Here is a 12,905-nt window from a genome sequence, read left to right as displayed (position 1 = left end):
GGCCGCCCGGCCGGTTCGCGTCCCGGCCGGCGCCCGACGCCGGCTCAGCGGGACACCGCCGGGCCGATCGACGGGAAGACCACGAATCCGCGTCGGAGCAACGGTGTTTGAGGAACCGAGGCGTCATCGATCGACGCCGGCCGGGCCGACACCGTCACCTTAAGTGAATAGCGGTAATCAGAGGGTTCTCACGGGCGCGTTCCGGCGCCCTCCATTCGGGAGAAGGCCACCGGGCATCGCCCTTTGTGTCCGGGCGGCCACTTCTCGTCAGCCAAGGCCCCAACCCCGGGAAAGGCCGTTTACCGAGGGAGCCTTTAACGGTCTTTCAGCAGGCCAGGACGGTAGAATCAGCGTAAAACGGATAACCCCAGGATTGGGACTCCCCAATCAGCACATCGTGGGCTTAACTTAGGTGCCATGACCTCCCCCCGCTCCACCTACGGCGGCGGCTACTACGCCGCACCGTCGTTCCCCGACACCCCGATCTACGACTCCCTGGTCGCGGAGCGGGGCACGCCCCAGATCGCGCCGATCCGGGTGCCCGCCGCGTACGACACCGGCAACAGCTACCTGCCGGCGCTCCCGTCGGCCCTGCCGGCTCTTCCCGCGGCGCCCTCCCAGCCGAATCCGTCGTACGGCTACCAGCAGCCGGTGGCGCAGCAGAACTACGCGCCGATGCAGCCGGCGCAGCTGCAGCACGCCCCGGCGCCGTACATCCCGCAGCAGCCGACCGCCGCCCGTGGCGGATACCAGTCGCCGCCGCAGTACCAGCAGCAGCAGCGGCCGGCCCCGAGCACCGGCTACGAGTCGATGCGTCCGGCCTCGCCGCGACCGGTGCCCGCGCAGTCCCCGTACGAGGACCCGTACAACCGTCCGTACCAGGGACGGGGCTACTAAGCGCCGCACGAGGCGGCGGGCCGCCGGGGAGCGGCTGGCAAAATGGAGGCATGCCGTCTCCCGAACTGAGTGCCGTCCACATCCATCCGGTCAAATCGCTGGCCGCGTGCACGGTCGCCGAGGCCGCCGTCGAGCCATGGGGACTCGGCGGCGACCGCCGTTGGATGCTGGTCGACACCACGGGCAAGGTGGTCACGCAACGGCAGCAGCCCCGCATGGCGTTGATCTCCGCCGTCCCCGCGCCGGGTGGCGGGATCGTGCTGACCGCGCCGGGGAGGGCTGCGCTGACCGTGGAGGTCCCTGAGCCCGGGCAGACGACGGGCGTGGTGCTGCACAGCAGCCGGCTCGACGTGGTCGAGGCGGCGGGGAGCGCCCACGCCTGGCTCGGCGAGTACCTCGGCGCGGAGGTCAGACTGGTCCATCTCGACGCGCCGGACCGGCGCAGGCTCATCGACCCCGCGTACGCGCGGCCGGGCGAGACCGTGAATCTGGCCGACGGATTCCCCCTGCTGCTCACCACCCTCGCCTCCCTCGACGCGCTGAACGCGCTCATCGCGGACGGCGACCACGCCGGCGAGGGTCCGCTGCCGATGAACCGCTTCCGGCCCAACGCCGTCGTGACCGGCACGACCGCATGGGCGGAGGACGACTGGTCCCGGCTGTCCATCGGCGACGTGACGTTCCGCGTGGTCAAGCCCTGCGCCCGCTGTGTCGTGACCACGACCGATCAGCACACCGGCCGCCGGGGAGCCGAACCGCTGCGTACCCTCGCCCGGCACCGCCGGTCCGGCAAGGATCTGCTCTTCGGCCAGAATCTGATCCCGGACTCGGCGGGCGTGATCCGGGTCGGGGACCCGGTGCGCGTCCTGGACTGAACGTCCCCGGCACCCAGAACTCCGGGAGTGGCGAGGCACGTTGACGGGGTGAGGTTGCTCTCTCTTCGTCGCTCCAGCGCGCGAAGTGCGCCGTATCGGGTTATGACGGATACGGAAGGGGGTGCGGGACTGTGCGAGTGCTCACGGGAGTCTGGCGTTGGCGGCACAATTCCCTGCGCCGCGCCACGGACAGGCGCGAGGCGTGGGTGGCTCTGGTCGCGTGTGTCCTGCTCGTCCTCGCGGCGCCGGCGCTCGGCTGGTTCTGCGGAGCGCGGGCCGACGACGCGCTGCAGGCGTCGGTGCGGGCCCAGCAGGCCGGGCGCCGGCTCACCACGGCCGTCGTGGTGCGCCAGGTGACCGGCCGGCACTACGTGACCGACCCCGAGGTCCCCACGGACCGCACGGCGGCGACGCCGGTGGTGGCCCGCTGGCACGCTCCGGACGGTTCGGTGCGCAGCGCCACGGTGACGACCGCGTCGCGCGACACCGCGACCGGCGCACGGGTGCGGATCTGGACGGACCTGGCGGGCGATCCCGCGCCGCGCCCGCTGGACGCGCCGACGGCACACACCCATGCCGCGCTGGCAGGGCTCGGCGCGTCGATGCTGTCCGTCCTGGTGATCGAGGGCGGGCGGCGTCTGATCGTACGGCGCATGGTGCGAGGGCGGTACGAGCGGCTCGACCGGGCATGGGCCGAGGCCGGTCCGGACTGGGGCAGGACGGGCACCGGCAGCTGATCGGGTCAACTCCCGCCCTCCGCGCGCGCTACGGTGGACCGGCCCGCCCGTCACTCCTGCAGGCAGGCCCCGGGGTGACCGCTGCCGCGAGGCCGGTGACACGGGCTTCACACACGCACGAGGTGGGGGCACAACAGCGCCATGGCACAGGGCACGGTCCAGGTGACGCACACCGGAACATCGCGGTGGCGGCGCCGCACAGGCGAGTACGCCTCCCTCACCGCGGCTCTGGAAGCGGCGGCGGACGGTGATGTGCTCACCGTCGCTCCGGGCACCTACCGGGAGAATCTGGTCATCGCCCGCGCCGTGACCCTGCGCGGGCCCGAGGGCTCCGTCGGTTCCGTGCGGATCGCTCCCCTCGACGGTGTCCCGCTGACCCTGCGCGCCTCCGCCGTCGTGCAGGACCTGCACGTCGAGGGCCAGGACTCCGCGGCCCCGGCCCTTCTGGTCGAGGAGGGCGCACCGGATCTCTCGGACCTGCGGATCGTGACGCGCTCGGCCGCCGGCATCGAGGTGCGCGGGGCGGCCCGGCCGACGGTGCGCCGCTGCACCGTCGACAATCCGGCCGGTGTCGGCATCGCCGTACTCGAGGGTGCGGGCGGGGCGTTCGAGGAGTGCGAGATCGTCTCGGCCGGCCAGTCCGGGGTCTCGGTCCGCGACGGCGCGCACCCGAGGCTGGAGCGCTGCCGCGTCCATCACACCTCGGGAGCGGGCCTGTCCGTCACGGGCGAGGGCAGCGGTCTGGAGGCCATCGGCTGCGAGATCTACGAGATCAAGGGCAGCGGGATACAGGTGTCGGCCCGCGCCGCCGCGCACCTCACCGACTGCACGGTGCACCGCACCTCGTCGGACGGGGTCACCCTGGACACCGACGCGGTGCTCACGCTGGCCGACTGCGACATCCACGACATCCCCGAGAACGCGGTGGACCTGCGCTCGCGCTCCGTCCTCACGCTGACCCGCTCGACGGTGCGCCGGTTCGGCCGCAACGGGCTCTCGGTCTGGGATCCGGGCACCCGGGTCGACGCCAACCAGTGCGAGATCCACGACAGCACCGGCGACTACCCCGCGGTCTGGGTGAGCGACGGCGCCACCGTGATACTGGATTCGTGCCGCGTCCATGACGTGCCGGACGCCCTCTTCGTCCTCGACCGGGGCTCGCGCGCCGATGTGGTGGACAGCGATCTGTTCCAGGTCCGCAACACGGCGGTGTCCGTCAGCGACGGGGCGACCGCGCAGCTCGACGACTGCCGCATCCGGGAGGTGTCCACCGGCGCCTGGTTCCGTGACCACGGCAGCGGCGGGACGCTGAACAACTGCACCGTCGACGGGGCGCAGACCGGGGTGATCGTCACCAAGGGCGCCGATCCGACGATCGAACGCTGCACCGTCACCTCCCCCGCCGAGGCCGGTTTCTACGTGTCGGCCGAGGGGCGCGGTACGTTCCACAGCTGCCGCGTCACGGGCAGCGAGGGATACGGCTTCCATGTGATGGACGGCTGCCGTACGACGCTGACACGCTGCCGCACGGAGCGGTGCGCCCGCGGCGGTTACGAGCTCCCGGAGGGCGGATCCCACGGTGACCCGTCGGCCCCCGGGCCGGTCGTGGAGGACTGCACCAGCGACGAGAGCGGGCTGCGCACCGCCACTCCCCCGCCGCCCGCCGTGCTGACGGCCACCCAGTCGGCCCCGGGGCTGCTGGGCGCGGTCCCCGCGCCGCGTGCGGTGGCGCCCGTGGTGGCGGAGGTGCCGGCCGAGCCCGCGCGTACGTCCGCGGCGGTGCTCGGCGAACTGGACGCGCTGGTCGGCCTCGACAGCGTCAAGCGCGAGGTCCGCGCCCTCACCGACATGATCGAGGTGGGGCGCCGGCGTCAGCTCGCCGGCCTGAAGGCGGCCTCGGTCCGCCGCCACCTCGTCTTCACCGGTTCCCCGGGCACCGGCAAGACGACGGTGGCCCGGCTGTACGGCGAGATCCTGGCCTCACTCGGGGTGCTGGAGCGGGGCCATCTGGTCGAGGTGTCCCGGGTCGACCTGGTGGGCGAGCACATCGGCTCGACCGCCATCCGCACCCAGGAGGCCTTCGAACGGGCGCGTGGCGGGGTGCTCTTCGTCGACGAGGCGTACGCCCTGTCCCCCGAGGACTCCGGCCGGGACTTCGGCCGGGAGGCGATCGACACACTGGTGAAGCTGATGGAGGACCACCGGGACGCGGTGGTCGTCATCGTCGCCGGGTACACCCACGAGATGGAACGGTTCCTGACCGTCAACCCGGGCGTGGCGTCCCGCTTCTCACGGACGATCACCTTCAGCGACTACGGGCCCGACGAGCTCCTTCGCATCGTCGAGCAGCAGACCGAGGAGCAGGAGTACAGCCTGGCGCCCGGGACCGGGGAGGCGCTCCTGAAGTACTTCACCGAACTGCCCAAGGGGCCGGCCTTCGGCAACGGCCGCACGGCCCGCCAGACCTTCGAGTCGATGGTCGAGCGGCATGCGGGCCGGGTCGCCCAGCTCGCCGAGACGAGCACGGACGACCTCACTCTGCTGTACCCGGAAGACCTCCCGGAACTCCCCTGAGCCCGCTCCCGGACTCGTCCGCCTGATGGGGCAGGACGGGGACGAGCCGTTCCAGGAGTGCGGCACGCTCCTGGGCGAAGACGGGGTCCGCCTGGTAGTCGGAGTGCCCCAGCACCGGCTCGGGAAGCGGGTGTTCGGGGGTGCGCCCGTAGACCAGCGGATCCTTGAGCGGGCCCCGGTCCACCTCGGGCCCGGACTCCTCGCCGAGCCGTACCTGGCCGCCGATCGGGTCGGTGGGCCGCCACAGGTTGCGCCAGCAGTGCACCGACCGGTGCAGGCCGTGCAACTGGACGGGTCCGAAGTAGGCCGGGAACCAGCGTCCGTAGAGGCGTTCGACCGGCGAGCCGTAGGTGAGCAGGGCGACCCGGCCGCGGGTCTCGGCGGGCAGCTGCCAGACCGCGGAGGCGGCCAGGACGCTGCCCTGGGAGTGGCCCGAGATGACGAGCCGGCCGTGGGTCCGCGCGGTCCAGCCGCACATGCGTGAGGCCAGGTCGGGGACGGCCCGCTCGGCGTAGCACGGCGGGGCGAAGGGATGCGCGGCGCGCGGCCAGAACGTGCCCACGTCCCAGAGGATGCCGATGGTGCGCCTGGCCGAGGCGTCCCGGTACGCCCGCCGCCCGCACGCGACGAAGACCAGGAAGCCGAAGCCGATGAGCCAGGAGCCGGTGGACTGCGCCGCCTCGGCCACCGACTCGACGAACGGGCTGCTGCCGTCCATCGCGAGGCCGGGCACCTGTCCGCTCGCCCACGCCCCGCCGGCGGCCGCCGCACCGAGCAGCAGCGTGGCGCCGGAGACCAGCCCCACCATGCCGGGCGCGGAGTCGGTGAGCGCGGCCATGGCGCGGATCCGGGCGATCTGCCGGGTCCGCACGGGATCGGGCCGTTCCTCCTCGTACTCCTCGTCGATCAGCGGCTCCAGACGGCGGGCCGCGCGGTACGTGCGCAGGACGAGCACGAGGCCCGGGACCACGAGCAACACCAGGAGCACGGGGATCACGGAGGCCTGCCAGCTGAGGAGCACCGGCGGTCCCTCTATAAAGGCGCTGCGGCCCATCCCGGGGCTGCCGGGGCCATCGAGCCAGTCCGCGACGCGCTGGGCCACACCGCCGGTCATCACACCGCCGAGCGCGCAGGCGAGCATCGCGACGGCGGGACCGCCGAGCCCCCGCATGACGGTGCGCGGCTCCGGGCTGCCCCGGTACAGGTTCAGCGCCACGCCGGCGAGGAGGACGACGAGCACACCCTGCGCGAGGGTCACCGCGCGGAACACGACGTCACCGGGAAGCGCCCCGGCGGAGATCCAGCCGGGGCGCGACCAGGCGGCGTGCACCGCGGCGAGGACGAGCAGGACGAGGGCGGACGCGGGCAGATACGTGACGACGGCGCGGTCGAGCCGGTTGTCGAGGCGCCGTTCGCTCCGGCCGCGCCGGCAGACGACCCAGACCACGACGAGCGTTCCCCCGACGAGCAGCACCTCGATCAGCCGGCCGGGCGCCTCGGGCACCGGTCCGGTGACGGAACGGTCCCGGAGGCCCGTCGCACCCGTGACGAAGGCGGTGACGGTGAGGAATCCGGCGGCGGTGTGGGCGGCACGCAGCCGGGCGACGAGCCGGCGCCCGTACCAGAACCCCGGCCGTGCGAGCGCGGGCCGCACCACGGGGGCCGTGCCGGGGGCGGACGGCGGCGTGTCGTCGTCCGGGTCCGTGCCGGTGAGCGGGCGCTGGGACTCGTAGGCGCTCCAGGTCCGGTTGGAGAGGTACCAGAGCAGTCCCACCAGCGCGGTCGGCGCCAGCGCGGCGAGGGCGAGGCGACGGCCCGGCTGGGACCACCAGCCGCCCTGCGAGGCCGACAGGAAGCCCAGCCACGACCGCTGGTCGGAGCAGGCCGCGACCCCCGCGCACTGCCAGGCGGTCAGATCGAGAGCGACCTCGCAGACGGCGGCGGTCAGCAGCACGGTCAGGCTCAGTGCGAGGAGCCGGACGAGTACGCCGTACAGCCTGACCGCCCGGGGGCGGCGCGCGGCGGCCGGGCGCATCCAGTGGGCGAGGTTGATCACCATGAACGGGAGCAGCAGGAGCCACAGCGCACGGGAGCCGTTGCCGGATGTCAGGTTGGACCAGCAGTACGCCTCGGCGATGGGCCGGTCCCGGTAGCGCTCGGGGTGGGACTCGGCGTCGATGTCGCCGGAGCGGCGGTAGATGGCGGCGGTGGCGTCACCGGTGACCCGTACCGTGCGCGGATCGACGAGCATCTCCTGGGGCGTGGTTCCGCCCACGCCGTGGACCAGCAACTCCAGTGCGGGCCGTTCGTTCTGCGGGTCCGGGGTGGCAGGTGGCACGGGGTGACTCGCTCTCGAAGGGGGAAGCCGGGAGGGGACGCTGCTGATGCCCGGTCACCACAGTGGTGGACGATCCCGGGTGCCCGCACCGCTCTTACGGAATCTCCCCAGTGCGGCGGCCCGCGACACCGCGTGGCAGGATGAGCGGTCGGTATGGGCGACCGCACGGCCAGAAGGAAGGACCGGGCACTGCGTTGAGCGAGAATCAGAATCTGCTCGCGGAGCAGCGGCGTGCGCTGATCCTCGACGAGGTGCGCAGGCGTGGCGGGGTCAGGGTCAACGAGCTGACCCGGAAGCTGAGCGTCTCCGACATGACCGTCCGCCGGGACCTGGACGCGCTGGCCCGCCAGGGGGTCATCGAGAAGGTGCACGGCGGGGCGGTGCCTGTCGTCGAGGCGAGTACGCACGAGCCCGGCTTCGAGGCGAAGTCGGCGCTGGAGCTGACCGCCAAGGAGGACATCGCACGGACCGCCGCCACGATGGCCGTGCCCGGCAGCGCCATCGCCCTCTCCGGCGGTACCACCACCTACGCCCTCGCCCAGCATCTGCTGGACGTGCCGGACCTGACGGTGGTGACCAACTCGGTGCGGGTCGCGGACGTGTTCCACGCCGCGCAGCGGCCGGGCTCGCCGGGTTCGCGGCCCGGGGCAGCGACCGTGGTGCTCACCGGAGGGGTCCGGACCCCGTCCGACTCGCTGGTCGGCCCCGTCGCCGACCGGGCGATCGCCTCGCTCCACTTCGATGTGCTCTTCCTCGGTGTGCACGGGATCTCGGTGGAGGGCGGACTGTCCACGCCGAATCTGGCGGAGGCCGAGACGAACCGCCGCTTCGTCGAGTCGGCGCGGCGCGTGGTGGTGGTCGCCGATCACACGAAGTGGGGGACGGTGGGCCTGAGTTCGTTCGCCACGCTGGAGCAGGTGCACACGTTCGTCACGGACGCCGGTCTGTCCGGGGGCGCGCGCGAGGAGATCGAGGAGCACCTGCCGGGCCTGGTGGTGGCGGGCCGGAGCGCGGGCGACGAGCCGGCGCGGGACTGAGCCACGGATTCCGCTCACCTCGCGCCGAAGCCGTGACGTCCTAGGATCGATGTGTGGCCGTCTTCCGGATCGAGCGCTTCACCCCTCTGCCCGCAGCCGAGTCCTGGCGCCGGGTGACGGACTGGGAGCGGCACGCCGCGCACGTCCCGCTGACGACGATCACCGTGCCCACCGGGCTGCCGACCCGGGTCGGCACGGTCTTCGTGGCCCGTACGGGGATCGGTCCGCTGGCGGTCGACGACCCGATGGAAGTGGTGCGGTGGACGCCGCCGGCCGGTGGCAGGGCGGGGTTGTGCCGGCTGGAGAAGCGCGGCCGGGTGGTGCGGGGCCGGGCTTCGATCGATGTGTACCCCGACCGTGCCGGCTCCCGCGTGGTGTGGGTGGAGGAGCTGGGCGTGCGGCTGCTGCCGCGGTGGGGTGATCCGCTGATCGCCGCGACGGGCCGGCGGGTCTTCGGCCGGGTGCTCGACTCCATGCTGGACCGCCCGGCACAGCCGTACGGCTGACCGTCCGGCCGTACGGGAACCCGGACCGCGGTGGCGCACCGGCCGTACGGGAGCCCGGGCCGCGGTGGCGCACCGTCGCTGAGGGATCCGGACCGCGGTGGCGCACCGGCCACTCCACGTCACGCGTCGTGATGCGGGGCCGCCGGATCCGGCGACATCTGACGGGGCGCCAGCTAGGGTGTGCGCGAACCCGTCCGCCGCCGACCGCACGGGAGGTGCGTCCATGGCACGCCGACTCCGCTCCGTAGACCTCGACTTCGTCGATTCCGCCCCGCTCCGGCTGGTCTTCGTCGCCGAGGTCTCGGCGCCGCCCGATGCCGTGTACCGCGCCCTGGCCGACGACGTGGAGGGCTGGCCCGGCTGGTTCACGGCGGTGACGGCGGCGCTGCCGCTCGACGGTGGTGCGGGGCGCGAGGTGCGGCTGCGGGGCGGGCTCGCGTTCCGGGAGACGGTCGTCGCCACCGATCCCGGCGAGCGGTATGCCTACCGGGTCGACCGGTCCAACGCGCCGGGTCTGCGGGCCCTGTTGGAGGAGTGGCGGCTGAGCCCGTCGGGTACCGGCACGCAGGTGCGGTGGACCTTCGCGGCCGATGGTTCGCCGCTGTTCCGGTTCACGCTGCGGCGGGCTCGGCCGGCGGTGGGCAGGTCGTTCCGGGACGCGGTGGACAACCTCGACCGGCGGCTCTCGGCGACCGCCGCCTGAGGTACGCAGCCGCCGGGCCCGCGCCCGGACGGTTTCGTGACCGCCCGGTCAGGCCGGACTGCCCTGCTGCCCGGGCCAGTTGCCGGTGGTCAGGAAGTGGTCGATCGTCCGCGCGTACGGGGCGATGTCCAGGCCCTGCGCGGCCAGCCAGGTGTCGGAGTAGTACTTGTCGAGGTAGCGGTCGCCCGGGTCGCAGATCAGGGTGACGACGCTGCCGGTACGGCCCTGCGCGACCATCTCGGCGACCAGCTTGAAGGCGCTCCACAGCCCGGTGCCGGTGGAGCCTCCCGCCTTGCGCCCGATGGCCCGCTCCAGGGCGCGCACGGCCGCGACGGTGGCCGCGTCCGGGACCTTCATCATGCGGTCGATGGCGCCCGGCACGAAGCTCGGTTCCATCCGCGGCCTGCCGATGCCCTCGATGCGGGAGCCGCAGTCGCTGGTGGCGTGGGGGTCGTGGTGCGTCCAGCCGTCGAAGAAGCAGGAGTTCTCCGGGTCGGGCACGCAGATGCGGGTGTCGTGCTGCATGTAGTGCACGTACCGCGCGATGGTGGCCGAGGTGCCGCCCGTGCCCGCCGTGGCGACGATCCAGGCGGGCTCGGGGTACCGCTCCATCCTCAGCTGCTGGTAGATGGACTCCGCGATGTTGTTGTTGCCCCGCCAGTCCGTGGCCCGCTCGGCGTAGGTGAACTGGTCCATGTAGTGACCGCCGGTCTCCGCGGCGAGCCCGGCGGACTCCGCGTAGATCGTGCGCGCGTCGTCGACGAAGTGGCAGCGGCCGCCGTGGAATTCGATGAGGCGGCACTTCTCGGGACTGGTGGTGCGGGGCATCACGGCGATGAACGGGACACCGATCAGCTTCGCGAAGTACGCCTCCGAGACCGCGGTCGAACCGCTGGACGCCTCGATCACGGGCTTGCCGGGCCGGATCCAGCCGTTGCAGAGCCCGTAGAGGAACAGCGACCGGGCCAGCCGGTGCTTGAGGCTCCCGGTGGGATGGGTCGACTCGTCCTTGAGGTAGAGGTCGATGCCCCAGCTCTCGGGCAGCGGAAAGCGGAGCAGGTGGGTGTCGGCGGAGCGGTTGGCGTCGGCCTGGACCTTGCGGACGGCCTCCTTGAGCCAGGCGCGGTACGCCAGGTCGGTGCGGTCGATGTCGACGGTCGCCACCGTATCGCCGTCGTGCCTGTGCTCACTCGTGCCCATCAGCGCGCTTCTCCTCGTACGACCGGTCTCAGCGGTCCCACGATATGCCCCCTACCTGGGCAAACGTTGACTTTGATACTCCATAGCACTGCCTTGGCGTCGTGGGCGGCACCGGCGGACGGACCCCCGCGTGGGGGAACGGACCTTCGGTCCCGTTCCACTCTGGTGCACATGCCCCTGGGTGTGCACACTTCCTGTCAGGGGTGTGATGAAGGGGGCGAAGGGGCCGTGCGCGAAACCGAGTTCAGTGAGACGGGCGTACGCATCGAACGGTGGGCGCGTTCGCTCAGCCGGGCCGGACAGGTGACCGTGAAGGACGGCCGGGTGGCCCTGCTCACCAGCTACGGCCGGGAGATCGACAGCGCGCCGGCGGGGACGGTGAGCGCGGGCCGGCCGTGGTTCGCGGGCAAGGACGCGACGGTGGCGCGGGTGAACGGGACGCGGTACCGGCTGACGATGCCCCGGCGTCGCGACAAGCCCGATGACCCCACCCCTGCGCGCCGCTTCCTCGAAGCCGTGCAGCGGGCGGGCGGGCGGCGGCGCTGACGGAGCGGCGCGGCGGGGACACCGCGAGTTGCGGAGCCGTGACGGCTGGGCGACATTGGGTACACGTCACTCATGGTTCACCGGCGGTGACACTGTGATCCAGGCCGCCGGCCGGAATCACCAGCCAGCCATCTGCTGGATCCGTTCCTCCGTCTTCTTCCGGACCTACTTCGGGGAGTCGCAGCCGTGATCAGCGAGCCAAGCAGGCACTGCACGGTGGAGCTCCAGGCCCTGCCGTCGCGGATCGGTCAGGTCCGCAGAATCATCTCGGCGCAGTTGCGCTACTGGCATCTCGATCCCCTGATCGACCCGGCGGCGCTCGGCGTCACAGAACTGCTGACCAACGTCCACCGGCACGCACAGCCGGACAAGTCATGCACCGTCGAGGTCGAGCTGCTGCTCGACCGGCTGACGGTGTCCGTCCATGACCACGACCCACGGCTGCCGACCGTGCGCGAGGCCGGTGACTCCAGTACGTCGGGGCGCGGACTCGCACTGATCGCCGCGGTCAGCGAGAGCTGGGGCGTCCGTCCCCGGGGCGGTGCGGGAAAGGTGGTCTGGTTCACCCTTCCCACCCCCTCCCTGTTCGCCACGCAGCCACCGCACGCGCTGTACGGGGCGACGACCGACGGACCGTTCGACCTGAACGGCCTCACGGCGCCGGAAGGCGTGTCCCCCTCGGTGGCCCGGTCGGTGGTCGTCGGCTGACGACGCGGTGGCAGCGGTCCCGCCGGAAGGGGGCCCACCCCGCCGTGCCGCCGAGGACCGTCCGGCCGTGCCGCCGAGGACCGTCCCGTCGTCCAGGGCGGACGCACGGCAGAAGCCAGGACGTCCCCGCGGCCCGGTGGCACGGAACCCCCTCCGCCGTCGGAGCGCCCGCACCCCTCCGGTGTGCGGGCGCTTCCGCGTCGTGCGATGTACCGCATCCGCCGCCGTGCGCTGATCCGCCACGGGCCGGGGACGGCTCCTCAGAGTGACCGATGACCGGTCGTGGTGGAGATGACGGGTGCGATGGCGGTCATGGCGCACCGCCCTTGCCGAGGGTGCCGAACTGCTCGTCGAGGACGGAGAGGCGGCGCCAGTACTCGTCCTCGTCAATCTCCCCGGCGGCGAAGCGCCGCCCGAGCAAGGTGATCGGTGACGTCTCGGCGGGGCCGTTCCGCTCGGCACGAACCTGCCACGGGCCGCGCCGGCCCCGCCACGCGGTGCGTCGCAGGAGGGTGACGACGGTGATGACGACGGCCGCCCAGACGAGCGGGAAGAGGAGGACCCACGGTCCGGGTCCGCCGTCGAAGGCCAGGGTGTTCATCTCGGTCAGCTCCTCGGTTCGCGGTGCGGCTGCACTCTTTCTGTCACTACCGAGCCTGTCTCCGGAGGGGGGTCCGCGTCGTCGTACGGCCGGCGGCGGTGCGCGTACCGCACCGGGAGTAGACGGCGGCCCCCACGGCTGCTCCGGGCCGCCGGGCCCCAGGGTCTGGATTCTGTACCTACT

The 12,905-nt window shown here is 72.6% G+C and carries 11 protein-coding genes and 1 pseudogene; 9 read left to right on the top strand and 3 right to left on the bottom strand.

The annotated features are described in order from the left end of the window. The first annotated feature begins 417 nt into the window (after window positions 1–417). The 4 genes from ABZ454_RS16135 (at window position 418) to ABZ454_RS16120 (ending at window position 5,083) form a co-directional block, all read left to right on the top strand. Window positions 418–897, top strand: a complete 480-nt coding sequence (locus tag ABZ454_RS16135; RefSeq protein WP_356315747.1) for a DUF6643 family protein — start codon at window positions 418–420, stop codon at window positions 895–897. A 50-nt stretch (window positions 898–947) separates the two neighbouring features. After that, window positions 948–1,772, top strand: coding sequence for an MOSC N-terminal beta barrel domain-containing protein (locus ABZ454_RS16130; protein ID WP_359538428.1), 825 nt, complete (start codon window positions 948–950; stop codon window positions 1,770–1,772). 131 nt (window positions 1,773–1,903) lie between these two features. Then, a complete protein-coding gene (locus tag ABZ454_RS16125; RefSeq protein ID WP_359538426.1) occupies window positions 1,904–2,509 on the top strand; it encodes a hypothetical protein in 606 nt (201 codons plus the stop codon). 141 nt (window positions 2,510–2,650) lie between these two features. Beyond that, entirely contained in the window at window positions 2,651–5,083 is a 2,433-nt protein-coding gene (locus tag ABZ454_RS16120; RefSeq protein WP_356315740.1) for a right-handed parallel beta-helix repeat-containing protein, read from the top strand. Here ABZ454_RS16120 and ABZ454_RS16115 read toward each other — a convergent pair. Continuing rightward, window positions 5,056–7,421, bottom strand: a pseudogene (locus ABZ454_RS16115) (hypothetical protein); the annotation flags it as partial. The gene ABZ454_RS16120 and the pseudogene ABZ454_RS16115 overlap by 28 nt on opposite strands. Before the next feature lie 194 nt (window positions 7,422–7,615). Between ABZ454_RS16115 and ABZ454_RS16110 the strand changes: the two are divergent. The 3 genes from ABZ454_RS16110 to ABZ454_RS16100 all read left to right on the top strand — a co-directional run bounded on the left by ABZ454_RS16110 (window position 7,616) and on the right by ABZ454_RS16100 (window position 9,667). After that, on the top strand, window positions 7,616–8,458 hold the full coding sequence (locus tag ABZ454_RS16110) for a DeoR/GlpR family DNA-binding transcription regulator (protein WP_356315738.1): 843 nt from the start codon (window positions 7,616–7,618) through the stop codon (window positions 8,456–8,458). A gap of 53 nt (window positions 8,459–8,511) precedes the next feature. Continuing rightward, window positions 8,512–8,964, top strand: coding sequence for an SRPBCC family protein (locus tag ABZ454_RS16105; RefSeq protein ID WP_356315735.1), 453 nt, complete (start codon window positions 8,512–8,514; stop codon window positions 8,962–8,964). 223 nt (window positions 8,965–9,187) lie between these two features. Beyond that, window positions 9,188–9,667, top strand: coding sequence for an SRPBCC family protein (locus ABZ454_RS16100; protein WP_356315733.1), 480 nt, complete (start codon window positions 9,188–9,190; stop codon window positions 9,665–9,667). A gap of 48 nt (window positions 9,668–9,715) precedes the next feature. Here the strand turns inward: ABZ454_RS16100 and ABZ454_RS16095 are convergent, their stop codons facing one another. Continuing rightward, the gene (locus ABZ454_RS16095) at window positions 9,716–10,867 is read right to left on the bottom strand and encodes a PLP-dependent cysteine synthase family protein (RefSeq protein ID WP_359538423.1); all 1,152 of its coding nucleotides are present in this window, start codon (window positions 10,865–10,867) and stop codon (window positions 9,716–9,718) included. A gap of 228 nt (window positions 10,868–11,095) precedes the next feature. Here ABZ454_RS16095 and ABZ454_RS16090 point away from each other — a divergent pair, with 228 nt between their 5' ends. Both ABZ454_RS16090 and ABZ454_RS16085 read left to right on the top strand, forming a co-directional pair. Then, window positions 11,096–11,413 carry a hypothetical protein gene (locus ABZ454_RS16090; RefSeq protein ID WP_356315728.1) on the top strand — a complete coding sequence of 106 codons (318 nt, stop codon included), beginning with the start codon at window positions 11,096–11,098 and terminating at the stop codon, window positions 11,411–11,413. Between the two features lie 186 nt (window positions 11,414–11,599). Beyond that, entirely contained in the window at window positions 11,600–12,121 is a 522-nt protein-coding gene (locus ABZ454_RS16085; protein ID WP_356315726.1) for an ATP-binding protein, read from the top strand. A gap of 310 nt (window positions 12,122–12,431) precedes the next feature. On the opposite strand, the gene ABZ454_RS16080 is transcribed toward ABZ454_RS16085, so the two are convergent. Continuing rightward, window positions 12,432–12,722, bottom strand: a complete 291-nt coding sequence (locus ABZ454_RS16080; RefSeq protein ID WP_359538421.1) for an SHOCT domain-containing protein — start codon at window positions 12,720–12,722, stop codon at window positions 12,432–12,434. Window positions 12,723–12,905 lie beyond the last annotated feature (183 nt).

The sequence above is a fragment of the Streptomyces sp. NPDC005803 genome (assembly GCF_040630435.1).
In the GTDB taxonomy this organism is placed as follows: Bacteria; Actinomycetota; Actinomycetes; order Streptomycetales; family Streptomycetaceae; genus Streptomyces.
Note: the sequence above shows the minus strand (reverse complement) of the source record. Positions and strands in the feature narration are given on the sequence as shown.

Coding starts and splice junctions, on each gene's coding strand:
- ABZ454_RS16130 (WP_359538428.1), top strand. CDS start 948: ATGCCGTCTCCCGAACTGAGTGCCGTCCACATCCATCCGGTCAAATCG.
- ABZ454_RS16095 (WP_359538423.1), bottom strand. CDS start 10,867: ATGGGCACGAGTGAGCACAGGCACGACGGCGATACGGTGGCGACCGTC.
- ABZ454_RS16100 (WP_356315733.1), top strand. CDS start 9,188: ATGGCACGCCGACTCCGCTCCGTAGACCTCGACTTCGTCGATTCCGCC.
- ABZ454_RS16080 (WP_359538421.1), bottom strand. CDS start 12,722: ATGAACACCCTGGCCTTCGACGGCGGACCCGGACCGTGGGTCCTCCTC.
- ABZ454_RS16120 (WP_356315740.1), top strand. CDS start 2,651: ATGGCACAGGGCACGGTCCAGGTGACGCACACCGGAACATCGCGGTGG.
- ABZ454_RS16135 (WP_356315747.1), top strand. CDS start 418: ATGACCTCCCCCCGCTCCACCTACGGCGGCGGCTACTACGCCGCACCG.